21 protein-coding genes and 2 pseudogenes are annotated in these 22,180 nt (G+C 65.7%); 8 read left to right on the forward strand and 15 right to left on the reverse strand.

Annotated elements, in window-relative coordinates; translation table 11 throughout:
- Nucleotides 1-155: pseudogene (locus M3I54_RS20795) on the reverse strand (IS5/IS1182 family transposase); the annotation flags it as partial.
- Between the two features lie 104 nt (nucleotides 156-259).
- Here M3I54_RS20795 and M3I54_RS20800 point away from each other — a divergent pair.
- A pseudogene (locus tag M3I54_RS20800) lies at nucleotides 260-703 on the forward strand (IS6 family transposase); the annotation flags it as partial.
- A gap of 76 nt (nucleotides 704-779) precedes the next feature.
- Here M3I54_RS20800 and M3I54_RS20805 read toward each other — a convergent pair.
- The 12 genes from M3I54_RS20805 to M3I54_RS20860 are packed head-to-tail and all read right to left on the reverse strand — an operon-like array spanning nucleotide 780 to nucleotide 12,524.
- On the reverse strand, nucleotides 780-1,199 hold the full coding sequence (locus M3I54_RS20805) for a PaaI family thioesterase (protein ID WP_254339322.1): 420 nt from the start codon (nucleotides 1,197-1,199) through the stop codon (nucleotides 780-782).
- A gap of 29 nt (nucleotides 1,200-1,228) precedes the next feature.
- A complete protein-coding gene (locus tag M3I54_RS20810) occupies nucleotides 1,229-2,005 on the reverse strand; it encodes an enoyl-CoA hydratase/isomerase family protein (RefSeq protein WP_254339324.1) in 777 nt (258 codons plus the stop codon).
- Nucleotides 2,006-2,013: 8 nt separating this feature from the next.
- Nucleotides 2,014-2,676: a 4-carboxy-4-hydroxy-2-oxoadipate aldolase/oxaloacetate decarboxylase gene (locus M3I54_RS20815; RefSeq protein ID WP_254339326.1), complete on the reverse strand. Its 663-nt coding sequence runs from the start codon at nucleotides 2,674-2,676 to the stop codon at nucleotides 2,014-2,016.
- A 2-nt stretch (nucleotides 2,677-2,678) separates the two neighbouring features.
- Nucleotides 2,679-3,359 (reverse strand): RraA family protein, encoded by a 681-nt coding sequence (locus M3I54_RS20820; RefSeq protein ID WP_254339328.1) that lies wholly within the window; start codon nucleotides 3,357-3,359, stop codon nucleotides 2,679-2,681.
- 42 nt (nucleotides 3,360-3,401) lie between these two features.
- The gene (locus M3I54_RS20825) at nucleotides 3,402-4,055 is read right to left on the reverse strand and encodes an RraA family protein (protein WP_254339330.1); all 654 of its coding nucleotides are present in this window, start codon (nucleotides 4,053-4,055) and stop codon (nucleotides 3,402-3,404) included.
- A gap of 42 nt (nucleotides 4,056-4,097) precedes the next feature.
- A complete protein-coding gene (locus M3I54_RS20830; RefSeq protein ID WP_254339332.1) occupies nucleotides 4,098-5,096 on the reverse strand; it encodes a protocatechuate 3,4-dioxygenase in 999 nt (332 codons plus the stop codon).
- A 43-nt stretch (nucleotides 5,097-5,139) separates the two neighbouring features.
- Nucleotides 5,140-6,381, reverse strand: coding sequence for a CaiB/BaiF CoA-transferase family protein (locus M3I54_RS20835; protein ID WP_254339334.1), 1,242 nt, complete (start codon nucleotides 6,379-6,381; stop codon nucleotides 5,140-5,142).
- A 12-nt stretch (nucleotides 6,382-6,393) separates the two neighbouring features.
- Nucleotides 6,394-6,840, reverse strand: a complete 447-nt coding sequence (locus M3I54_RS20840; protein WP_254339336.1) for a Zn-ribbon domain-containing OB-fold protein — start codon at nucleotides 6,838-6,840, stop codon at nucleotides 6,394-6,396.
- A 2-nt stretch (nucleotides 6,841-6,842) separates the two neighbouring features.
- Complete coding sequence (locus M3I54_RS20845; RefSeq protein WP_254339339.1) at nucleotides 6,843-8,006, reverse strand: thiolase domain-containing protein; 1,164 nt, start codon at nucleotides 8,004-8,006, stop codon at nucleotides 6,843-6,845.
- A complete protein-coding gene (locus tag M3I54_RS20850; protein WP_254339341.1) occupies nucleotides 8,003-9,148 on the reverse strand; it encodes an acyl-CoA dehydrogenase family protein in 1,146 nt (381 codons plus the stop codon). The genes M3I54_RS20845 and M3I54_RS20850 overlap by 4 nt, the downstream gene beginning before the upstream one ends.
- Before the next feature lie 18 nt (nucleotides 9,149-9,166).
- Entirely contained in the window at nucleotides 9,167-10,348 is a 1,182-nt protein-coding gene (locus tag M3I54_RS20855) for an acyl-CoA dehydrogenase family protein (protein WP_254339350.1), read from the reverse strand.
- Between the two features lie 16 nt (nucleotides 10,349-10,364).
- Complete coding sequence (locus M3I54_RS20860; protein ID WP_254339352.1) at nucleotides 10,365-12,524, reverse strand: acetate--CoA ligase family protein; 2,160 nt, start codon at nucleotides 12,522-12,524, stop codon at nucleotides 10,365-10,367.
- Nucleotides 12,525-12,839: 315 nt separating this feature from the next.
- Here M3I54_RS20860 and M3I54_RS20865 point away from each other — a divergent pair, with 315 nt between their 5' ends.
- The 7 genes from M3I54_RS20865 (at nucleotide 12,840) to M3I54_RS20895 (ending at nucleotide 19,510) form a co-directional block, all read left to right on the forward strand.
- A complete protein-coding gene (locus M3I54_RS20865) occupies nucleotides 12,840-13,583 on the forward strand; it encodes a GntR family transcriptional regulator (RefSeq protein ID WP_254339355.1) in 744 nt (247 codons plus the stop codon).
- Nucleotides 13,584-13,621: 38 nt separating this feature from the next.
- Complete coding sequence (locus M3I54_RS20870; protein ID WP_254339357.1) at nucleotides 13,622-14,002, forward strand: RidA family protein; 381 nt, start codon at nucleotides 13,622-13,624, stop codon at nucleotides 14,000-14,002.
- 65 nt (nucleotides 14,003-14,067) lie between these two features.
- On the forward strand, nucleotides 14,068-15,072 hold the full coding sequence (locus tag M3I54_RS20875; protein ID WP_254339359.1) for an amidohydrolase family protein: 1,005 nt from the start codon (nucleotides 14,068-14,070) through the stop codon (nucleotides 15,070-15,072).
- A gap of 2 nt (nucleotides 15,073-15,074) precedes the next feature.
- Entirely contained in the window at nucleotides 15,075-16,313 is a 1,239-nt protein-coding gene (locus tag M3I54_RS20880) for a Rieske 2Fe-2S domain-containing protein (protein WP_254339361.1), read from the forward strand.
- A 24-nt stretch (nucleotides 16,314-16,337) separates the two neighbouring features.
- Nucleotides 16,338-17,327 (forward strand): PDR/VanB family oxidoreductase, encoded by a 990-nt coding sequence (locus M3I54_RS20885; RefSeq protein WP_254339364.1) that lies wholly within the window; start codon nucleotides 16,338-16,340, stop codon nucleotides 17,325-17,327.
- Between the two features lie 31 nt (nucleotides 17,328-17,358).
- Nucleotides 17,359-18,162, forward strand: a complete 804-nt coding sequence (locus M3I54_RS20890; protein WP_254339373.1) for a crotonase/enoyl-CoA hydratase family protein — start codon at nucleotides 17,359-17,361, stop codon at nucleotides 18,160-18,162.
- 13 nt (nucleotides 18,163-18,175) lie between these two features.
- Nucleotides 18,176-19,510, forward strand: coding sequence for a 3-hydroxyacyl-CoA dehydrogenase (locus tag M3I54_RS20895; protein WP_254339375.1), 1,335 nt, complete (start codon nucleotides 18,176-18,178; stop codon nucleotides 19,508-19,510).
- A gap of 75 nt (nucleotides 19,511-19,585) precedes the next feature.
- Here M3I54_RS20895 and M3I54_RS20900 read toward each other — a convergent pair whose 3' ends face one another.
- Nucleotides 19,586-20,332 carry a GntR family transcriptional regulator gene (locus M3I54_RS20900; RefSeq protein WP_254339377.1) on the reverse strand — a complete coding sequence of 249 codons (747 nt, stop codon included), beginning with the start codon at nucleotides 20,330-20,332 and terminating at the stop codon, nucleotides 19,586-19,588.
- A gap of 435 nt (nucleotides 20,333-20,767) precedes the next feature.
- A complete protein-coding gene (locus tag M3I54_RS20905; RefSeq protein WP_254339379.1) occupies nucleotides 20,768-22,162 on the reverse strand; it encodes an MFS transporter in 1,395 nt (464 codons plus the stop codon).
- Nucleotides 22,163-22,180: the final 18 nt, after the last annotated feature.

The raw sequence follows: 22,180 nt of genomic DNA on the forward strand, positions 1-22,180 counted from the left end.
TCCGCTTCGTACATCTCGGCGAACAGTCGATCCATCTTCGCCAGCGCTTCGTTCGCCATTACGCGGATCGAACGCAACGGATGCGACTTGGGGACGAAGTCGTCCAGCTTGCGCACGGAAAACAAACTCTCGGTGAAAGTGTCGGCGCCGCGCATGATCTCCAGTGGGTAAGTGGTGGTTCATCTATCAACGCTTCACGAACTCTGCGCGATGACATGTTTCAGCGGTACTTCAGCAACCTGTTAAGGCTCGTGAAAAATGGGTTTATCTGTACCGTGCGGTAGATCGAGCCGGCCAGACGGTAGACTTCATGCTCAGCGCGAAGCGCGATGTGGCCGCGGCCAAAGCCTTTTTCAGCAAGGCAATCAAACATCAGGGCCAGCCGCCGGAGACGATCACGCTCGATGGGTATGCCGCCTCGCACCGCGCTGTGCGCGAGATGAAGGCCGACGGCTTGCTGCCTGAAAACACGAATATCCGGTCCTCGAAGTACCTGAACAATTTGATCGAGCAGGACCATCGAATCATCAAGTCCAGAACGAATGTGATGCTCGGCTTCAAACGATTCAGGAACGCCATGACCACGATTTCAGGCATCGAATTGATGCATCGCATTCGCAAGGGGCAGTTCAACTTCGCCATGCTCGGGCTTAAAGATACCGCTGCGCTCGCTGTCTGGAATACTGTTCCATTCAATCGATAAGGTATCCATATCGATTGAAAAAACTCGGCCTGACCAGCCATTTGCACCAGAGCCCGGACTGTCGCTCGGCCGGGCCTCAGCGCGCGACGACCATGCACACCGCCGTCGCCGTGGCGACGAGCTTATCGTCCTGCCAGAGTTCCCCGTTCACGTTAGACACGCCGCGCCCCCTGCGCACGAGCGTCGCGCGACCGATCAGCTTGCCTGGCTTCGCGGGCCGCAGAAATGAGGTGTTCAGGTTCAGCGTCGCGCAGTGCTCGCCCTCGGCCAGCGTGGAGACGACGAGCGTCGCCGTTACGTCGTCGAGCATGGCGCACAGCATGCCGCCTTGTACCTGTCCCGCCGGGTTCAGGAATGCGGGCGCACCGATGTACTCCGCTTCGAGCGCATCGTCGGTGAACGAAACAAAGGTGCCGCCTAGCGTCGTGGTAATGGGCGGCAGTGAGCCGTGCTCGCCGTAGACACGGGCAACCACCCGCTTTTCGTCGATTTCCATGGATGGTTTCCCTATTGGCGCTTCACGGATCATTCGCCACGAAAGACCGGCCTGCGCTTTTCCTTCCACGCGTGGGATCCTTCGCGAAGGTCGTGGGAAGCATCCGCCCGAGCTACGTCGCGCTCGAATTCAGCCGCGTCGAGCGTGCCGTTCGCAATGCGGTTCAGATGCTTCTTCATACCGAGCAGGGCAAGCGGCGCCATGTCAGCGAGTTCGCCGCTCAGCCGTTCAACTTCATCGGATAACGTTGCATGCTCAACGACCATGTCGAGAAAGCCGCAGGCCAGCATTTGCGCGGCGTCGAGCGTGGCCGCGCACAGCAGCAGTCGCTTCGCCACGTTCAAGCCAAGGCGCGAGACGTAACGCTGCAAACCGCCGCGGTAGAACAGCAGCCCGAGCCGCGCAGCCGGCACGAACATCTCGCTGCTCTCCACGCCGATGCGAAAATCGCACGCAAGCGCAAGATCGGTCGCACCACCATAAACACCCCCGTTGATCGCGGCTATCGTCACGGGGCGCGCCTGCTCGAGCTCATCGGCAAGCGCCTCGAAACTCGCCGCCGCATTGTCGTCCGCCAGGCTGCCGATATTGAAGCCCGCGCAAAAGTGGCGGCCCTCGGCGCACAGGCGCAGCACCAGCACGTCGCGCTTCGCGTTCACGTCGCGGATGAAACTGCGCAGCGTGGCGAGGTCCTCCGGTTCGAGACGGTTCGCCCTATCCGGGCGGCGCAGTGTAATCGTCGCAATCGCGCCCGCGATGGTGAGTTCGGGCGCTAGGCCCGGCGAGTGGGCGGGTTTCGAGGTCATGTCCGTGCTCAATGGAAGTTGTAGATTTGCATTGTCGTCTCCCCGGCCTCGATGCGCTTGCAGATCGCCGCTTCGTCGGCCTCGCGTTGCGCACCCTTCGCCACGACCTCGGCCGCGCGCGCTCGCGGAACCACCACCACGCCATCGCGATCGCCGACGATCAGATCGCCCGCGCTCACCGACACGTTGCCGATCATCACCGGCTCGTTGATCCAGCCGATCGCGCCATAGTCCTTGCCGGTGCCACGAATGGCAAGCCCGCGTGAAAAGACCGGAAAACCGATCGACTCCAGCAGGTCGGCGTCGCGCACCGCGCCGTCGATCACGAGGCCCGCGAGCCCGCGCACTTTCGCCGCCGTCGTCATCACCTCGCCCCAGTAACCGTGCTCGTACACGCCGTTCGTGTAGACCACCAGCACGTCGCCCGGCTGCGCGAGCAGAATCGCGCGGTGCAGCCAGAGATTGTCGCCGCCGGGCGAGTGCACGGTGACGGCCGTGCCGCAAATCCGGAAGCCCGGCGCCACCGGCTTGATGGCGGCGGGCAATGCGCCGATCTTGCCGCCGGCTTCATGCAGCGTGGCCGCGGGCACGCGGCGCGCGTCCTCCACCACGCTCTTGTCGACGCGTTCTATCGCAGTGCGAATCGTCGTGCTCGAATCGTGCTCTTTCATGTTTATTTCCCCCGCGTCTGCAACTGGTGATACTTGAACTGCTCGCGCGCTTCGTCAAGGCGCATGCCCCCACGGCACGCTTCGCGAATCGCTTCTTCCGCGTGATGGATCGTCTCCGCTGCTTCGAGCACGGCGTCTTCGTGTTCGTGCGGAATCACGATCACGCCATCGGCGTCGCCGCGCAGAATGTCGCCGGGCTGCACGCGCGCCTCGCCGATATTCACAGGAATGTTGGTCGCTTCCACCTGTACGCGGTCTTTGCCCGTGCGCATCCAGTGATCGCGGCTGAAGATCGGATAGCCGAGCTTCAGGCACAGCGCGACGTCGCGGCAGATGCCGTTGATGACCGTGCCCGCAATGCCGCGGCGGTGCGCGATCTCGGTGAGAATGTCGCCCCACACGGTCGCGTCTTCGCGGCCGCCGTTATCGAGGACGATGACCGCGCCTTCGGGCACGTCGTCGATATAGTCGCCCACCGTGCCGGGCGGATTGGCCGCGGGACCGTACTTGAGGGTCCATGCGCGCCCCGCGAGGCGGAAGTCGGTGCTGCGCGCCTTGACCTTGTAGCACTGGCCGTTGATGCCGAGTTTGTCGAGCGCGTCGGAAAGCGTGGCCGTGTCGAGCTTGCCTGCGCGTTCCACGTTGCCGTCGCTGCGCGTGGCGGGATTATCGTTTGTCGTCATGGTTGCGGAATCTCTACAGTGAACTGGATATGGGAGATGCGCTCAGGCGAGCATGTGTTCGTAGTTGCCGCCCATCACCTTGCCAACCGGCGTGCCCGCGAGAATCGCCTTCGCCATCGCGGCCTCCTTCGTGACGATCGTCTCGGCGGTATCCAGCACGGCATCGATGTCGGCCGCGCGGATGAAGATCACGGCGCTGCTGTCGGCCACGACATAGTCGCCGGCCTCCACCTGCACTTCCCCTATCTGCACCGGCACGTTGGTGCCCTTCTCCACCACGCGGCCACGCGCCGTGCGCGCCGTGGTCGAGCGGCTGAACACGGGCAGCTCATAGCCGATGGCTTCGTCGATATCGCGCACGTGGCCGTCCGCCACCACGCCCGCCACCTGGCGCACTTTCGCGGCGAGCGAGAGCAGGCCGCCCCAGCAACCGGCTTCCACGCCGCTGCGCTGCTCGACCACGATGACGTTGTCCGAGCCGGCCTGCTCGACGGCCGTGCAGCCCAGATGCACGGGCGGCCCCGGCGGCGCTTCGCCCGTGTCGAGCTTGACGGTGATCGCGCGGCCCGCAATGCGGCCCTCGCCCGAGCGCTGCGGCAGACCGCTCACCACGCCGGGGAGTTTGAGTTTGTCGAGCGCGTCGGAGACGGCGCAGCAGTCGAGCCGCCGCAGACGCTGTACGTTTTGGTCAGCCATGTCGTTGTCTTTCCGTGAAAGTCCTGTTCGAATGCGTGATGGTCAATCCTGCGTGCGCCACGCCGCGAAACACAAGCCCGTGCCGGTCAGCGCGGGACTGCGGTAGCCCGGTATGTACGAGACCCAGTCGAGGTCGAGCGACTTCACCGCCTCGACCGCGATGATCCAGTTGCGGATTTCCGAACTGCCCGCCTGCAGTTGCTTGGGGTCGAGGGCGGCGAGCCACGCGCTGTCCTTGCGGCGGATCGCTTCGATAATGCCGTTGTCGAGTTCCTCGTCCACCACGAAGTGCGAGAGGCCGCCCGAGGCGAGCACGCCCACGCGCAGGTCTTCGGGGTAGGCCTCGATCAGTTCGCGCAGCGCGGCGCCAAGCTGGATGCAGCGGCGCGGCGTGGGCTGGTTGGGCGGATCGAATGTGTTGACGATCACCGGAATCACCGGCAAATCGGTGCCCTGCAGATAGCGGCGGTGAATGAACGAGAACGCGTGGCCCTCGTACTGGCCGCGCTCCAGGCCGTCCATTGCCGCGATGTCGAAATCGCGCTCGCAAAGCTCGCGGATCATCCAGCGCGCCATCTCCGCTTTCACGGGGTAGTGCACGTCGGCGTCCGGTTCCTGGCGCATGGTGCGGGCGCGGGCGTACCAGCTGTCGTTGGGGCTCGTCTCGCGCTTCGCGTTGCGGATCGTCTCACCGTAATAGATAGCGAACGCGGGGTTGTTCGTGGTGCGAAACAACTCAGTCTGGTCGTCGCCCACCACGAACAATACGTCGAGCTTCGCGGCGCGAATGCGATCGCGCAGCTCGTCCATGGCCGCTTCGGCCTGGTCGTAGCGTTCGCCCATCTTCTCCGGCGTGACCATCGCTTCCGCTTCGCGCGGTGCGCGTTCCAGCAGATCGCCGTAGCTGACGTGGTTGCCCGCCCTGTCGAAGTAATGCGGGTTCTTGGGGTCCACTGCGCGAAAACCGTGTTGCCAGTCTTCGCGCTGCGACACCAGCATGATGCTGTGCGACGAGCCGAATGCGGCTACGAGGCGTGCCATTTCGTCTCCTTCTCCTGTACGTTGTTGCCCTGCGCGAACGTGTTCAAACCACGAACGCCGCGCGCCATTGTTCGATCTGCTCGTCCGCGTAGCCGAGTTCGCGCAGGATGGCCTGCGTATGCTCGCCCTGCTCGGGCGCGAGCCTGGGCGACGCTTCACGCGGATAACGCGAGAGGCGGAACGGCTGGCCCACGAAGGCCACCGCGCCCTTGCCGGGCAGCTCCACCGGCCACGCCATGCCGAGATGCTTGACCTGAGGGTCCTCGAACACTTCGTCGATGCGGTGAATCGGCCCGCACGGCACGCCCGCTTTGATGAGGACTGCCGTCCATTCCTTCGTGGTACGGGTCTTGAACACTTCGCCCACGGCACGGTTTACGGCGTCGCGGTTCGCCACGCGTGCCGGATCCGAGTCGTAGCCCGGGGCGCGCGCGAGATGCTCGAGGCCGAGCGCCTCGCACAGGCGCGTCCACATCGTCTGCCCGATGGCCGCGAGGTTCAGGTAGCCGTCCTTCGTCTGGAACACGCCGGTCGGCACGGTCAGCGGGTGCTCGTTGCCCACCTGCTGCGGCACCTTCTTGTCCACGAGCCATTGTGCCGCCTGGAAGTCGAGCATCGCCAGTTGCGCTTCGAGCAGCGAGGTCTGCACCCACTGGCCCTCGCCCGACGCTTCGCGTTCGAGCAGCGCCGTGAGAATCGCCATTGCGCAGAAGTGGCCCGCGCAGAGATCGGCGATGGGAATGCCCACGCGCATCGGGCCTTCCCCCGGCTTGCCGGTCACGCTCATGAGGCCGCCCATGCCCTGCGCGATGGAGTCGAAGCCCGGCCAGTTCGCATACGGACCGTCCTGGCCGAAGCCCGAGATGCTCGCGTAGACGAGGCGCGGATTGATCGCGCGCAGCGCGTCGGGGCCGATGCCGAGGCGGTCTTTCACGTCGGGCCGGAAGTTCTCGATGAACACGTCCGCGCGCTTGACCAGTTCGTGAAGAATCTCGCGGCCAGCGGGGTCCTTCATGTTCAGCGTGAGGCTTTCCTTGTTGCGGTGCAGGTTCTCATAGTCTGCGCGGTTATGGTCACGTCCGCCGATCATGTCGTCGCCGCCGGGCGCGCCGGGCGGAATTTCGAGCTTGATCACGCGCGCGCCCATGTCGGCGAAGAGGCGCATGGCCGTCGGGCCTGCGCGCACGCGCGAAGCGTCGATGATCGTGAAGCGCGAGAGCGCGCCTTTGCGGGCAGCCACGCTTGCCTGGCCGCTTGCCTGGTAATTGTTGGATGCTTCGGTCATGGACGTTCTCCCTCAGGCCGGCGTGAACATCGCAACGGGGTAGCCGCCGTCGCTCGGCTTGAACGTCACCCGCACGCGTTGTTCGATGGCGAGCGCGGCCGGGTCGCAGTCCACGAGATTGGTGAGCATCGTCACGCCTTCGTCGAGCGTCACGTAGGCGAGCGTGTAGCGCGCGTCCTCCTTGCCCATCGTGCTATGCGAGTAAATCGTGCCCTGCCCGGCAGACTCGACCCACTCGGTGTCGGCGCTCAGACAGTGCGGGCAGATATCGCGCGGGTAGTAGTGCGTCTCGCCGCACGCGGCACATCGCTTCAGGAGCAGGCGTCCTTCCTTCGCCGCCTCCCAGAACGGCAGCGCCTCGGGCAACACACGCGGCGGCGCAATACGGCGCGGGCCAGCGGGCTTAGCCCCCTTCTCCGCGGCCTTCTCCACTGCGGGATTCTGAATAGTTGTACTCATCGTTAAACCCGTTCCAAAATGAGCGTTGCGGCCGTATGACGTGACGCCAGCGCGCCGCCAATGCCGTTGGCGAGCGCGATGTCGCAGTTCGGCACCTGCACGGCGGGGTGGGCTTCGCCGCGCAGCTGGCGCACGGCCTCGATCACCTTCGTCACGCCGCCGCGGTTCGCGGGATGGTTGTTGCACAGGCCGCCGCCATCGGTATTGAAGGGGAGCTTGCCCACGCCCGAAATCAGGCCGCCGTCCTGCACGAATCGGCCGCCTTCGCCTTTCTTGCAGAAGCCGAGGTCTTCGAGCTGCATGAGCACCGTGATCGTGAAGCTGTCGTAGAGCGACGCGTATTTGATATCGGCGGGAGTCACGCCGGCCTCCGCGAAAGCCGCCGCGCCCGACCACTTCGCCGCCGACCACGTGAGATCGATCTTGCCGCCTGCCGCATGTTTCGGCGCTTCGCCCGTGCCGCGCACCTTCACGAGCGGTCGCTTGAGCTGTTTCGCGATCTCGGGCCGCGCCACGATGAGCGCGCCGCCGCCATCGCTCATTACGCAGCAGTCCAGACGATGCAGCGGGTCGGACACCATCGGCGAATTCACGACGTCTTCGACGGTCACCACATTGCGCAGCATGGCGTGCGGGTTGTGCTGCGCATGATGCGAGGCCGCGACCTTGATCCAGGCGAGCTGCTCGCTCGTCGTGCCGAACTCGTACATGTGGCGTTTCGCGACCATGCCGTACAGGTTTTGCGTGGCCGGGCCGAACGGGAGCTCGAACTGCACGTCCGGTGCATCAGGGTCCGGCGACTTGAGCGCGAGCGCCGCGCCTGCCGCACGCGGCCGGCCTGCTAGCGTAATCAGCGCCACGTTGCAGCGCCCCGCCGCGATCGCTTCCGCCGCATGCGCCACGTGGAGGATCGGCGCGGACCCGCCGCATTCGGTCGAATCAACGTGGCGCAGCTTCAGGCCGAGGTACTCCGCAATCGTGGTCGTGCCGAGGCCCGGCGCGTCGCCCGCGCAGAAGTAGCCGTCGATATCGTTCTTCGTGAGGCCCGCGTCTTCCAGCGCGCCCTTCGCGACATCGGCGTGCAGGCGCGCGACGGAGAGGTCGTCGGCCTTGCGCGTGGGATGCTCGTAGGCGCCGACGATATACGCTTGTCCGTTCAGGCTCATGCGGCCTCCTGCGCGAGACGCTGCGCCGTGAAGCGGTTGAGATGCCATGTCGCGTCGCCGTAGGTCAGGTTGATCGCGAACATGCGCTTAGCGTAGTGGCCCGCGCGGCACTCTTCGGTCATGCCCATCGCGCCGTGCAGCTGGATCGCCCATTCGCCGGCGTTCTTGCAGGCGTCGCCGATGAATGCCTTCACTGCCGAAACGAAGCGGCTGCGGCGGGCGGGGTCGTTCTCGTCCACGGCCATGGCCGCGGCGCACGCCATCGATTTGCCCTGCTCCAGCGCGATCAACATGTCGGCGACGCGGTGTTGCAGCGCCTGGAACTTCGCGAGCGGCGCGCCGAACTGCGTGCGCGTTTTCAGGTGCTCGGCGGTCAGTTCGAGCAGCGCTTCGAGCGCGCCGACCGATTCCGCGCACAGCGCGGCATTGGCGCGGTCGAGCGCCGCTTCGATGAGCGGGTATGCCTCGCCCACCTCGCCGATCGCATCGGCCTTGCTCACCGCCACATTGGCGAAGCTCACATGCGCCGCCTCGCGCCCGTCGATCGTTTCGAAGCGGCGCAGCGAGACTCCTTGCGCTTTGGCATCGACGAGGAAGAGCGACAAACCCTGCGTGTCCCCTCGCTCGCCCGAGGTCCGCACGGCCGCCACGAAGGCATCGGCGATCGGGCCGTCGAACACGAGCGTCTTGGTGCCCTCGATGCGCCAGCCGTCGCCGGTCTCCTTCGCGCGCACCGCGATGCGTGCGAGGTCGTAGCGCGCATCGGCTTCGCCCACGGCGAGCGCGAGCACCTTTTCGCCGCAGGGGGCCGCTTCGAGCCATTGCGAGCGCTGCTGCGCGCTGCCCGCCGCGCCAATCAGCGCAGCGGCAGGCATGCCGCTCGAAAGCCAGCCCGCGCCGCCCAGCGCACGGCCCAATTGCTGCGCGACCAGCATCGTCTCCACCGCGCCATAGCCGCTGCCGCCCTGCTCGGGGTCGATGATGAGGCCGGTGATGCCGAGTTCCGCGAGACCCGCGCGGCGGCGCGCCGCGAGCGCCGCATCTTCGGCGTTGCCGCGCTGATGCGCGGGATATTCGCCGTCGCAGAAGCGGCGTACCGCGTCTTGCAGCGCGACGTGATCTTCAGTCAAAGAAAAGTCCATGTTTTATCGTGTCCCGCTTCAGGCGTTGAAGAACGCGCGGCTGATCAGGTTGCGCTGCACTTCGTTCGTGCCGCCGTAAATCGACAGCTTTCGCGCGTCGAAGTAATTGGCCGCGACGGCAATGAGTTCCTCGGGGCTCGGCGGCTCGTGGCCCGCCTGGTCGAGCAGCGCGGCTTCGTCGAACGCAATGCCTTCGGGACCGGCGATGTCCGCCAGCAGCGCGTAGATCGCCTGGCGCAGCTCGGTGCCGCGCACCTTGAGCATCGATGCCTCCACGGCGGGCACGCGGCTCTGCTGGTTCGCGCTGAGCATGCGCAGGCCCGTGAATTCGAGCGCCATCAGTTCGATCTCGAAGCGGCTCACTCGCGCCTCGAAGAGCGGCTCGCTCGCGAGCCCTTGCTGCTTGCCGAGCGCCTTCGCGCGGGCGAGCTGCTGCTTGCACGAGCCGATGCCGGCAATGCCGGTGCGCTCGTGACCCAGCAGATACTTGCCGTACGACCAGCCCTTGTTCAGCTCGCCCACGAGGTTTTCGACGGGCACGCGCACGTTGTCGAGATAGACCTCGTTGAGATCGGTGCCGCCTTCGAGCATGCGGATCGGGCGCAGCTCCACGCCCGGCGATTTCATGTCGATGAGCAGGAACGAGATGCCTTCCTGCGGCTTCGCATGCGGGTCCGTGCGAACGAGCGCGAACATCATCTCGCACCAATGCGCGTACGAGGTCCACACCTTGTGCCCGTTCACGACGAAGTGGTCGCCGTCGAGAACGGCCGTCGTGCGTACGCTCGCGAGGTCCGAGCCCGCGCCTGGTTCCGTGAAACCCTGCGCCCACCACGTTTCGCTGCGGCGGATACCGGGCAGGTAACGTGCCTTCTGCTCAGGCGTGCCGAACGCGTTGAGCACGGGGCCGAGCATGTTGATGCCGCTCGCGATGATGCGCGGCGCGCCGCCTGTTAGCGTTTCCTCATCGAAGATGTAACGCTGCAGCGGCGTCCAGCCCGGGCCGCCCGCTTCCTTCGGCCACGACGGCGTGATCCAGCCGCGCTCGTAAAGGTGCGTGTACCACTCGACATAGTCGGCGCGCTCCAGCCGCAGGCCCAGTTCGGCCTTGCGCTTGAGTCGCGGCGACAGGTGCGTCCTGACGAACTCGCGCACCTCGGCGCGGAACGCTTCGTCTTCTGCGGAGAATTCCAGTCTCATTGATTCATTGTCCTTATCAGTGGTGCGTGCCGCCGTGGCCGCCTTGCGAGCCGCAAACGACGAGCGCATCGAGTGCGAGCACGCGGTCGGGGTACGCGACGAGCGGGTTCACGTCGATTTCGGTGATCGCTTCGTTCGCGCGCATCTGCGCGCCGATCGCGGCCACGGCCCTGGCGATGGCGGCCACGTCCACGCCTTGCGCGCCGCGCCCGCCGTCGAGCAGCGCCGCGGCCTTCAGGCGGCGCAGTTCCACCGCGATGTCTTCTTCGGCCATGTCGGCGGGAATCAGGCGCACGTCCTTGAGCGCCTCGATCCAGATGCCGCCAAGGCCTACCAGCACGACCGGGCCCCACTCGGCGTCGCGCTTCGCGCCCACCACGAGTTCGAGACCGCGCGGGCCCATTGCCTCGACGAGCGCGCCGTCGAGTTCCAGTTCAGGACGATGCGCGGCCACGCTCGCGTGGAGCTTGTCCCACCCGGTGCGCAGCGCGGCCGCATCCACGAGGCCGACCACCACGCCGCCCACGTCGCTCTTGTGCGGCAGCTCGCTCGCCTGCGCCTTCAGGACCACCGGATAGCCGATTCCATCTGCAATCCTCAGCGCTTCGTCGAGCGTCTTCGCGAGACGTCCCGGCGGCACCGGCAGGCCCGCGGCGGCGAGCCATTGCTTGCCCTGATACTCGGCGTAAATGCCGTTGGCCGGCACGCCTTCTGGCAGAGGGATTGCGGCGGACGGCGCGGTTTGCGCACGTTGTGCGCGCTGCAGCGATTCGCCATAGGCCGCTACGCGAGCGCACGCGCGCAGCGCGCGGTCGGGCGAGCGGAACAACGGCACGCCGCTTTGGGCAATCGCCTCGACAAAGAACGGCTCCAGCGCGTTGTTGTCGCCCATCACCGCGAGCACGGCGGGCTTGGTTGCGCGCGCAAGCGCCGGCACGAGGTGGTCCGCCTTGTCGCGCTGGGCGATGGGCGGGCCGCCCATGATCGAGAGCACGAGGCTGCCGATGTTCGGGTCAGCGAGCACCGTGTCGATCAGCTCGCGGATCAGCCCCGGATTGCGCACGCCGATGGTCGTGTAGTCGAGCGGGTTGTCCGCCACGGCGAAGTCGGGCAGCAGTCCGGTGAGCTTCTTCAGGGTCGGCTCGGTGAGCGGCGGCAGGGTGAGGCCGATGTCGTCGGCGAAGTCGAGCGTGATGTTCTTCACCGCGCCCGATGCCGTCATCACGGCCGTGCCCGCCGCGGGCGGCACCGGAAAGCGCGCGAGGATGGTCGTGGTGTCGAACAGTTCGTCGAGCGAATCGACCACCACCACGCCTTCGCGGGCGAGCAGCACGCTCGCCGTGGCGTGGTCGCCCGCCAGCGCGCCCGTATGCGACTGTGCCGCTTCGCGCGCCCGCGCGCTCTTGCCCGGCATCAGCATGACGATCGGCTTGCCCGCCGCGCGCGCTTCGCGCGCCAGCGTGAGGAAGGTCTGCGGGCGGCGCACCTGCTCGGCGTAGACGGCAATCGCGCTGGTCTGCGCATCGGCGATGAACCAGGCGAGATAGTCCTCGATGCCCAGCACGGCTTCGTTGCCCGTGGAAGCCGCCACCGTGATCGGCACGCCGCGTCCCATGAAGGCGTCGCGTAGATTCGCGGCCATGGCGCCGCTTTGCGCAACCACGCCCACGCCCTTGCGGCCCGCGCACGGATACGGCGAGAGCGCCTCGAAAGTGACCGGCACGCCGGCTTCGAAGTTGGTGAAGCCCATGCAGTTGGGGCCGATGAGCGCGATGCCCGCCGCGTTCGCGGCCTCCGTCAGCGCCTGCTGCTTCGCACGGCCTTGTTCTCCGGCTTCCGCATAGCCCGACGCGAAGATCACCGCCGCGCCCGTGCCCCGCGCGCCCAGCGTGCGCACGGCGTCTAGCACACCGGCCTCGGGAATGCAGAGCACGGCGAGATCGACGCCTTCGGGCAGCGTATCCACGCTGCTCACGCAGGGGCGGCCGTTGATTTCCTGGCTGCTGCGCGAGACGAGATGGACCTCGCCCGCGTAGCCGAAGCGCTCCAGATTTTGCAGCACGAAATTGCCGAACGAGCGCGGGTCGGCGGAAGCGCCGACGATCGCAATCGAGCGCGGCTTCAGCACGCGGTCGACGGACAACACGCCATCGGCTTCGGAGAGTGACTTACTCATCAGGTCATGCCTCTTCTTGATTGGCGATCCCGGCGCTGGCTTACCAGGATCAGTTCGATTGGCAGCCATTCTGGCATACCAGAACCGCATTCTCAATACACCAGAGGTAGGTTTTGATGGGTAGTGTTTTCCCCTAGCGCACTTGCCGCGGCCCGGCGCGCTCCGCCTATGTTATTGATTTTGCGTTGTTTTTTACCCGAACAAAGCGGCTGTCCCGCAGCACGATAGGATGTATAAGAAAATTACCATATTGAATACCACGAACGCGTATTGGTATATTTCATCCATCCGACCACCGATCAACCCCGCCCTCCAATGAAACCTGTAGTCGATCTGCCCGTCGAGCACCAGGGCGCCGCGCCCGACCCGCACGCTGCCGCGCCGCGCATGCGAGCCAGTCTCGCGAACGACATTCGCGAGACCCTGCAGGCCGAGATCGAGACCGGCCGGCTCGCGCCGGGCATGCCGATCGACGAACGCGCGCTCGCGGCGCGTTTCAACGTATCGCGCACGCCGGTGCGCGAGGCGCTTCAGCATCTGGCGGCGCGCGACCTCGTGCTGATTTCGCCGCGCCAGGGCATCACCGTGGCGCGCCTGTCCATCGCGAAAGTGCGCTCGATGCTCGAATACATCGGGGAACTGGAGGCATTGTGCGCGCGCTTTTGTGCACGGCGCGCGAGCGACACCCTGCACAAAGCGCTCGACCGCGCGCTGATGGCGTGCCAGCAGGCCGCGGTGGAAGGCGACGCGAGCGAGTACGCCCGCGCCAACGAGGCCTTTCACGACGCCATTTACGACGGCAGCCGCAACGAGTGCCTCGCCGACCAGATCCGCGCGGCGCGCCGCCAGTCGGCGCGCTACCGCGTGGCCGATTTGCGCAACCGCAGCCAGATCAGCCGCTCCCTGCAGGAGCACTTCGAGATTGCCCGCGCGATCCAGGCCGGCGACGAAGCGAAAGCCGCAGACGTGATGCGGCGCCACGTTCCCGCGGGCACCACCGGCTTTTCCGAGTTCCTCGCGGCCGTGCCGCGTCACTTTTTCGACTTCGGCACCGACTGAGAAGCCAGGTCGTCCTGAACAATTACCACGGAGACAACATGCCCCGCTCCATCGACGTCCCAGGCCTCGCGCACAACGCCCCGATACCCGTGGGCGCACGCGTCGGCAACGTGCTGTGCTCGTCGGCGATCGCCGGCAAGGACCCGGCGACCGGCAAGCTCGCCGCCTCGGCCGCCGACCAGGCACGCCTCGCGTTCGACAACCTCGAACGCTTTCTCGACGCGGGCGGCGCCACGCTCGCGGATGTAGTCAAGCTCGCCGTGTCCGTGAAAGACGACAGCGTGCGCGAGCACCTCAACACGCACTGGCTGGCGCGCTGGCCCGACCCGGCCCAGCGCCCCGCGCGCCATGTCGTCGTGCACGACCTCCAGCACGGCATGGTCCTGCAACTCGAAGTCATGGCCGTGGCGTCGTCCTGAGCGGGCCGCCAATTTCTCCAACGCAACGCAACGCAACGCATTCCCTCATTGAAAAAGGTTCCAACGTGATCATCGACTCCCACGCCCACGTCGTCATGCCGCCCGAGAGCTTCCGCTACATGGCGGAGCTGATCGGCGGGCGCGCCAACCCTTCCACCCGGCCCAATATTCCCGACGCCTCGGTGCGCAAGGTCGCCGAAGAACTCGTGCGCAGCATGGACTCGGTCGGCACCGACGTGCAGTTCATCTCGCCGCGCCCGTATCTGCAGATGCATTCGGTCAAGCCCGCGCGTGTGGCCGAGCTATGGTCGCGCCACTGCAACGACCTGATCGCGCGCTTCGTCGCGATGTTCCCCGACCGCTTCCGCGGCGTGGCGGGCCTGCCGCAATTCATGAACGAGTCGCCGGAAGTACGCGTCGTGGCCGAACTCGAGCGCTGCGTGAACGAACTGGGCTTCGTGGGCTGCCTGCTGAACCCGGACCCGACCGAAGGCGAAGGCCCGACGCCGGCCGGTCTCGGCGATCCGTTCTGGTATCCGCTCTATGAGGCGATGACGGCGCTCGACGTGCCCGCGCTGATCCACTCGGCCGGCAGCTGCAGCCCGCGCGAGTCGTACACGCTGAAATTCATCAACGAAGAAAACATCGCGGTCATCTCGCTGCTCGAATCGGATGTTTTCCAGAAATTCCCGAACCTGAAGATCGTCGTGGGCCACGGCGGCGGCGCGATTCCCTACCAGATGGGCCGCTTTCGTTCGTGGGCCGTGCGCCGCAACCATCCGCAGAGCTTCGACGAGCAACTGCGCAGGCTCTACTTCGACACCTGCAACTACTCGAAGGAATCGATCGAACTGCTGCTCAAGGTGGCCGGCACCAACAACGTGCTGTTCGGCACCGAAAAGCCTGGCACCGGCAGCTCGCGCGACCCGATCTCGGGCCGCGATTACGACGACATGAAGCCGGTGATCGAAAGCATCGAATGGCTCACCGAAGAACAGCGCCGCAACGTGTTCGAATGCAACTGCCAGCGCGTCTATCCGCGCGCGTTCCGTCACTATCAGGAGGCCTGAACATGGCCATGACCGCCGAAGAAAACGAATTGCTCACGCGCGTCGAAAACGGCGCGCCGATGGGCGAAATGATCCGCCAGCACTACTGGATCCCGGCCGTGCCCTCGGCGAAGCTGGAGGCAGACGGTGCGCCCGTGCTGGTGCGCCTGCTGGGCAGGAACTACGTGGCGTTTCGCACGACCGACGGCAAAGCGGGCCTGATCGACGAGCTTTGCCCGCACCGCAAGACATCGATGATGATGGCGCGCAACGAGAACAACGGCCTACGCTGCATCTACCACGGCTGGAAAGTGAACGTGCAGGGCGAGGTGATCGAGGCGCCGAACCAGGTGGGCGACCAGGCGCAGTTCTGCAAGCGCGTGAAGACGAGCCAGTACGGCGTGGAAGATCGCGGCGGCATCGTGTGGGTGTGGCTCGGCAAGGGCGACACGCCGCCGCGCTTTCCCGACCTCCCGTTCACCCAACTGCCCGCCGACCAGCGCTCGGTCACGAGCGTCGAAGTGCCGACCAACTGGGCGCAGGGCGTGGAAGCTTCGATGGACTCGTCGCACGTGGGCGTGCTGCACGAATCGACCACGCAGATCACGGCGGGCGGCGGCAACGAACGCATGCACATGACGAAGGCGCTCGCGCCACGCCTCGAATTCGAGGAGCGCCCGTACGGCTATCGCTACGCGGCGCTGCGCGACCTGCCCGGCGATAAGGTCTACGCGCGCGTGAACAACTTCGTGATGCCGTGGTACGGCATCATTTGCGCACCGGATGCGAACAGCCCGAGCACGGTGTTCTTCTCCACGCCCGTGGACGACGTCACCCACCGTGCCTGGTTCGTGCATTTCAACCCCACGCGCAAGCTCGGCATGACGGTGATGTCGGCCACGCCCGATGTCTGGAATTTTCCGCCGCTGCCGCCGGGCACGCGCGAAACCGGCTTCGGCCAGAACCGCGATCTAATGATGCGCGGCCATGCCACGGGCTTCCACCAGCATCTGGGCACCGAAGACTTTGCGATGTTCCTCGGTCAAGGCCCGATCGCCGACCGCACCACCGAGCAGCTCTGCTCCGCCGACGGCGCCGTGCTGCGCGTGCGCGCGCAACTGCTCAAATCGGCGCGCGAGTTCATGGCCGGCAAAACGCCCACGCTCGCGGACAGCCCCGAGCTGGACTACTCGCGTGCAATCTCCATTGGCGGCGTGCTGCCCGCGGGCACCGACTGGCGCTCGCTTGTCGAGACTGCCTGACCCCATGTTGCCGGAATGACTTCGATGCTTGCTCCCCTGCTTCTCACGCTGCGCGTCGCCGCGATCGATGCCCCGACTTCGCTCATCAAGTCGATCACGCTCGAAGCCCACGACGGCGCGCTGCTGCCCGGCTTCGAGCCGGGCGCGCACCTCCAGGTCGAGATTCCTTCCGCGACGGCGGGCGGCGCGCCGCAGTGGCGCTCGTATTCGCTGATCCATATAGACCCCGCCGTCGATCCGCGCAACGGCGTGCGTGCGTACCGGCTCGGCATTCGTCGCGAGGACGAAGGCCGCGGCGGCTCCCGCTGCATGCACGCGCTGGCGGTCGGCGAGACGCTCTGCGTGCGCGCGCCCGTCAACCACTTCCCGCTTGCCGCGCCGCCGCGCGTGCTGCTCGTGGCAGGCGGCATTGGCATTACGCCGATCATCTCGATGGCGAGCGCGCTGGCCGCGCAGCAGCGCGACTACGCGCTCCATTTCAGCGGCCGCACGCGCGAGGCGCTGCCCTTCGTGGATGAACTACGCGCGCTCGCGGGCAACAAGCTCACGCTGCACGCCGACGACGATCCCGCCACGCGCCTCTCGATCGACGCGTTGCTCGACGGCGCGCAGGTGAACCAGCCGATCTATGTTTGCGGTCCGGCGGGCATGATCGACGCCGTGCTCGCGGCGGCGCGCAAGCGCGGCTGGCACGAGTGCGATCTGCACTACGAACTGTTCACCGAGGCCGCGCCTCAGGAAGGCGACACCGCCTTCGAAGTCGAACTCAAGTCGTCAGGCAAGCGGCTCACCGTGCCCGCCGACAAATCGCTGCTCGACATGCTCATCGAAAACGGCACGGACGTGATGTACGACTGCCGTTCGGGCTACTGCGGCCTGTGCACGACCAACGTATGCAGCGGCGAGATCGAGCACCGCGACACCTACCTATCCGAAGCGGAGAAGGCGGGGGGCAAGGTCATGCAGGTCTGCGTGTCGCGCTGCAAGAGCGGGCACCTCGTGCTCGACCTTTAACACCTCTAATGAAATTGAAGCGGAATCCAGAATGAGCGAAATGCTGGTTACCTACGAACTCGATGGCCCGGTCGCGCTGATCGGGCTGAACCGCCCCGACAAGCGCAACGCCATCAACGAAGACGTGATCGCGCAGTTGCGCGCCGCCGTGCTGCGCGCGGGCGAAGAGGCCGACGTTGGCGTGCTGTTCGGGCACGGTGGCAACTTCAGCGCGGGCCTCGATCTGCGCGAAGCGCTCGCGCGCGCGAGCGGCCAGAGCGCGCCGCCGCGCAAGCGCCGGCGTCACTCGTGGCACGAAGTGTTCGACATCATCGCGCGGGGGCCCATTCCATTCGTCGCGGCCCTGCACGGCGCCGTGGTGGGCGGCGGCCTCGAACTCGCCACCGCCGCACACGTGCGCGTGGGCGACACGACCGCGTTCTTCGGCCTGCCCGAAGGCCAGCGCGGCATTTTCGTGGGCGGCGGGGGCACGGTGCGCATCCAGCGCGTGATCGGCTACACCGTCATGGCGGATCTGATGCTCACGGGCCGCCTGCTCTCGGCCGAAGAGGGCTTGCGCGAGCATATCGTCACCTATGTCACGCCCGCGGGCGAAGCACTCGCCAAGGCGAAGGAACTCGCCGCGAAGATCGCGCAAAACGCACCGGACACGAACTGGCGCATCACCAACCTGCTGCCGCGCGTGAACGACCTCTCGCACGAAGATGGCCTCTTCCTCGAATACATGAGCTCGAACATGGCGCGCTCGCCCGAAACCGCAAAGCGCTTGCGGGAATTCGTGGACGGCAAGGCGAAGCCGCTCGAACGTCCTGACGCTCACAAGACCAACGCATGAGGTGCAAGAAACCATGAATGCAGCGAACGAACTGGATCCGCAGGAGGCGACGGCGCGTGAAGCGGCGCTCGCGCATGTGAAGGCGGCCGAGAAAACGGCCGCGCAGATTCCCGTCGGCAATGCCACGCCGCGACCCATCGCGCAAGCCGCCGTGATCGGCGCGGGCACCATGGGCGGCGGCATTGCCATGGCGCTGGCCGCCGCGGGCATTCCCGTCACGCTCATCGACGCGGCCGCGGATGGCCTCGCGCGCGGCCTCGCCCGCATCCGCGACAACTACGAGAGCAGCGTGAAGCGCGGCAAGCTCGAACCCGCCTTGCGCGACGAGCGCCTCGCGCGCATCACGGGCTCCCTTGCGATTGCCGACGTGAAAGACGCCGACATCGTGATCGAAGCGGTGTTCGAAGACCTCGCGCTCAAGCAAGGCATCTTCCGCGAGCTGGACGTCCACGCAAAACCGGGCGCGGTGCTCGCCACCAACACGTCGGGTCTCGACATCGACGAAATCGCCGCGGTGACGAGGCGCCCCGCCGATGTGGTCGGCGCGCACTTTTTCAGCCCCGCCCATGTCATGCGCCTGATCGAAGTCGTGCGCGCCGCGCAAACCGCCGACGACGTGATCGCCACGCTCATGGATCTCGGCCGCCGCATGGGCAAGGTATCGGTGCTCGCGCGCATTTATCCGGGCTTCATCGGCAATGCGCTCTTTCGCAATTACAACCGCGAAGCGCACTTTCTTGTCGAAGACGGCGCGCTGCCGCACGAGGTCGATGCGGCGCTCAAGGACTTCGGCTACGCGATGGGCATTTTCGCGGTGCACGACATGGCCGGCAACGATGTGGGCTACCAGACGCGCAAGGCACAAATGGCGACGCGCCCCACCGACCGCCGCTGGAACGATCTCATCATGAAGCTCGTGGAGATGGGGCGCCTCGGCCAGAAGAGCGGCAAGGGCTGGTATCGCTACGAGCCGGGCAGCCGCGAGCCGCAGCGCGACGAGGAACTCGAGCGCTTCATCGTGGAAGAGTCGGCGCGCCTTGGCATCACGCGCCGTCCGATTTCCGCCGAAGAGATCGTCAAGCGCTGCGTGTACGGCATGATCAACGAAGGCGCGAAGCTGCTGGAACAGGGCATTGCCCTGCGCGCCAGCGACATCGACGTGGTGTACGTGACGGGCTACGGGTTTCCCGCGCATCGCGGCGGCCCCATGTACTACGCGGACCAGATCGGCATCGCGAACGTCTACGAGGACGTCAAGCGACTTTACGAAGCGTATGGCTACTGGTGGAAGCCAGCGCCGCTGCTCGAAAAGCTCGCGGCCCGGAACGGCCGCTTCGCCGATCTTTGATCGCTTTCCCTGGCGCGCCCGTTTGCAGGGCGCGTTTCTGTGCATGGAGCGAGGCGTAACACCCGCCTCGCTCAATCATTCTTCGTCGTGCTCGCCGTTGACCGGACCCGTCTCCAGGGCGGTGGCCTCGCGCGAATGAACCATCGGCGCGTCGTTGAAAAACTCCCCGGGCAGTGTGGCGAGGAATTCGGAAAAGCCCGCGTCGCCGCCCGGCGAATGCTGGGCCATGACTTCCTCGGCGGTTGCCTCGTCGCCCGAGAGCAGCGCCTGCGCGAGGCGCTGGTGATCGGCGATCACCTTCTCGCGCCGGCTCGGCGCGAGAAAGAGCTTCGGACGGTAGCGCGAGATCAGGCGCCGGATCGCGCGGATCTGCTCGGCCAGGTAGTCGTTGTGGCATGCCTGGCAAATCACTTCGTGAAATTCCGCGTTGCTGCGTGCGAAACGGCGGGCGTCGCTCTGATTCAGCGCTTCCACGCCTTCGTCGATCGTGCGCTGCAGCTCCACGCGCTGCGCGTCGTTCATGCGGCGAGCGGCAAGGCGCGCCGAAACGGCTTCCAGCTCGTGCAGGAGTTCGAGCATGTCGCGCAGCTGCGGGACCGTCATCTTGGTCACAAACACGCCCTGACGCGGCACGATCTGCACGTACTGCTGCGCGGCGAGCTGCTGGAGCGCCTCGCGGATGGGCGTACGCGAGACGTTGAAACGCGCCGCGAGCGCGCGCTCGTCGAGCGCCGCGCCGGGCACGAGTTCGCCTCGCTCGATTTCCGATTCCAGGAGCGCCTTGATTTCGGCCGAACGGCTCAGTTTGGGTGGCTGACTCATTGAATGGCTGACTGTTGGGTTCGAAGGGCCGCGCTGGCGGCTCTATGCGGCCAGCGGCGTTTAAAATCCATATCATACCTTGCAGGTATACCAAACGCCCAACTGTGTCCTACCCCAATGCGGCGCCTGCGCTAGAGGCGCTCATCGAGTCCCGCGCTTCGCACGCGGCAATTGGGGACAGGCGGCCAATGTCTTCGAACGCATCTGCGAGTCCGGTGTGGGCCAGCACAAGCGACGCAAGACGCCAAAAAGCCCGCTCCTGGCGGGCTTCCTGTGTCGACATTCAATCAGCGACCCTAAAAAAATGCGCCGGATTCCCGGGTCCGTACGCGTGTGCACCCTCGCATCACACTGGCTCGATGGCCTGGGCAGAAGTGCATGCTCGCTCTGGCGCTGATGGAATGCACGCCAGTCCCAATTGCCCCCGATGGGGCATTACTTGTTCCGAGACATGTGACGGGAGGCAATGAAATAGTGCGCAGCCGACCATGCCAGCACGAGGCTCACAGCAAGCATCGCGTAGCGGACGCCATAAGCCGACGCACTGCGGCAAACCGCTCCGAGCGGCCCCTGCAGGATCTCGGCCGCACCATGTGCACCATGCGTATCGTGCGCTGCACACATCAAATGGTAGTTACCTTGCGCAAACAGGCGACCGGCAAAACGGTCGCTCAGAAAGCCAATCGCGGTCGGTCCCAGCCCCTGTCCAACCAGATTCATAAGGAGGAACACGAAAGCCGAGGCAGTGGCACGCATGCGCGGCTCGACCACGCTATGTGCAATCGCGAACGTCGGTCCCGTCCACGTGCTGAGCGCGATCGTGGCCACGAAGAGCAGTGCGACGGCAGCCGGCCACGCGTTCATCGTGAACGCAGCAGCGATCAGTACAAAGCCGGTCGCCGTACCAAGGGCCGGCACCCAGGCATACCAGCGCCGGTCCGTCGCACCCGCCAAATCTGCCGATATGCCGCCGAGCAAATTACCGAGGATGCCGCCGATACCGATCACGAGGCCGAAAGCCAGACCGGCTTGGGCAAAGCTCATGCCAAAAACGCGCACCAGATAAATCGGAATAAACATGTTAATGCCAAATTGCGCGAACCCGCCGATCACCGTGCCGAGCAGCATGTGTACGAAAGGCCGGCTATTCATCAGTACGGAAACCACCCGGCGCAACGGGGGCACCTGAGCCCCCGTTAGTTCGCCATCGTCCTCCGCCGCGCCACGCTTCGGTTCGCGCAGCGTGATCCAGGCCAGCAGGCCGAACACCAACCCGGGCAGACCCACAACGACGAACACCGGCCGCCAGCCCATGTGCTCCACCATCCAGCCGCCGCCGAGCGCGCCGGCCAGCACCCCGAGTGGCGCGCCAAGGCCGAAGATCGCCATCGCAATGGCGCGACGACGCGGCCCGAACTGATCAGAAATCAGCGAGTGCGCCGTCGGCAAACTGCCCCCCTCGCCGATCCCCACGCCGAGGCGGTAGAGCAGCAACTGCCCATACGCGCCGGCCGTACCGCACAGCGCTGTCATAGCCGACCATATCGCAACGCAAACGGCAATCAAGGTGACACGATTGAAGCGATCGGCCAACCGCGCAATCGGCAGCCCGAGCACGGCATAGAAAAGCGAGAATGCCAGCCCCCCGAGCAGGCCAAGCTGCAGGTCAGTCAGACCCAGATCGATTTTCATCGCCTGCCCGACCACTGCGATGATGATCCGATCCACGAAATTCGATGCATAAATTAGCGTGAGAAGCAGCAGGAACCAACCGCGATACAAATTGGCTCCTACTCCCGATCCGGTGCGACTTGCTGCTATCTCGTTCATTGCATCGTCTCCAATAAT

Source organism: Paraburkholderia sp. CNPSo 3274, assembly GCF_024206475.1.
Taxonomy (GTDB): domain Bacteria; phylum Pseudomonadota; class Gammaproteobacteria; order Burkholderiales; family Burkholderiaceae; genus Paraburkholderia.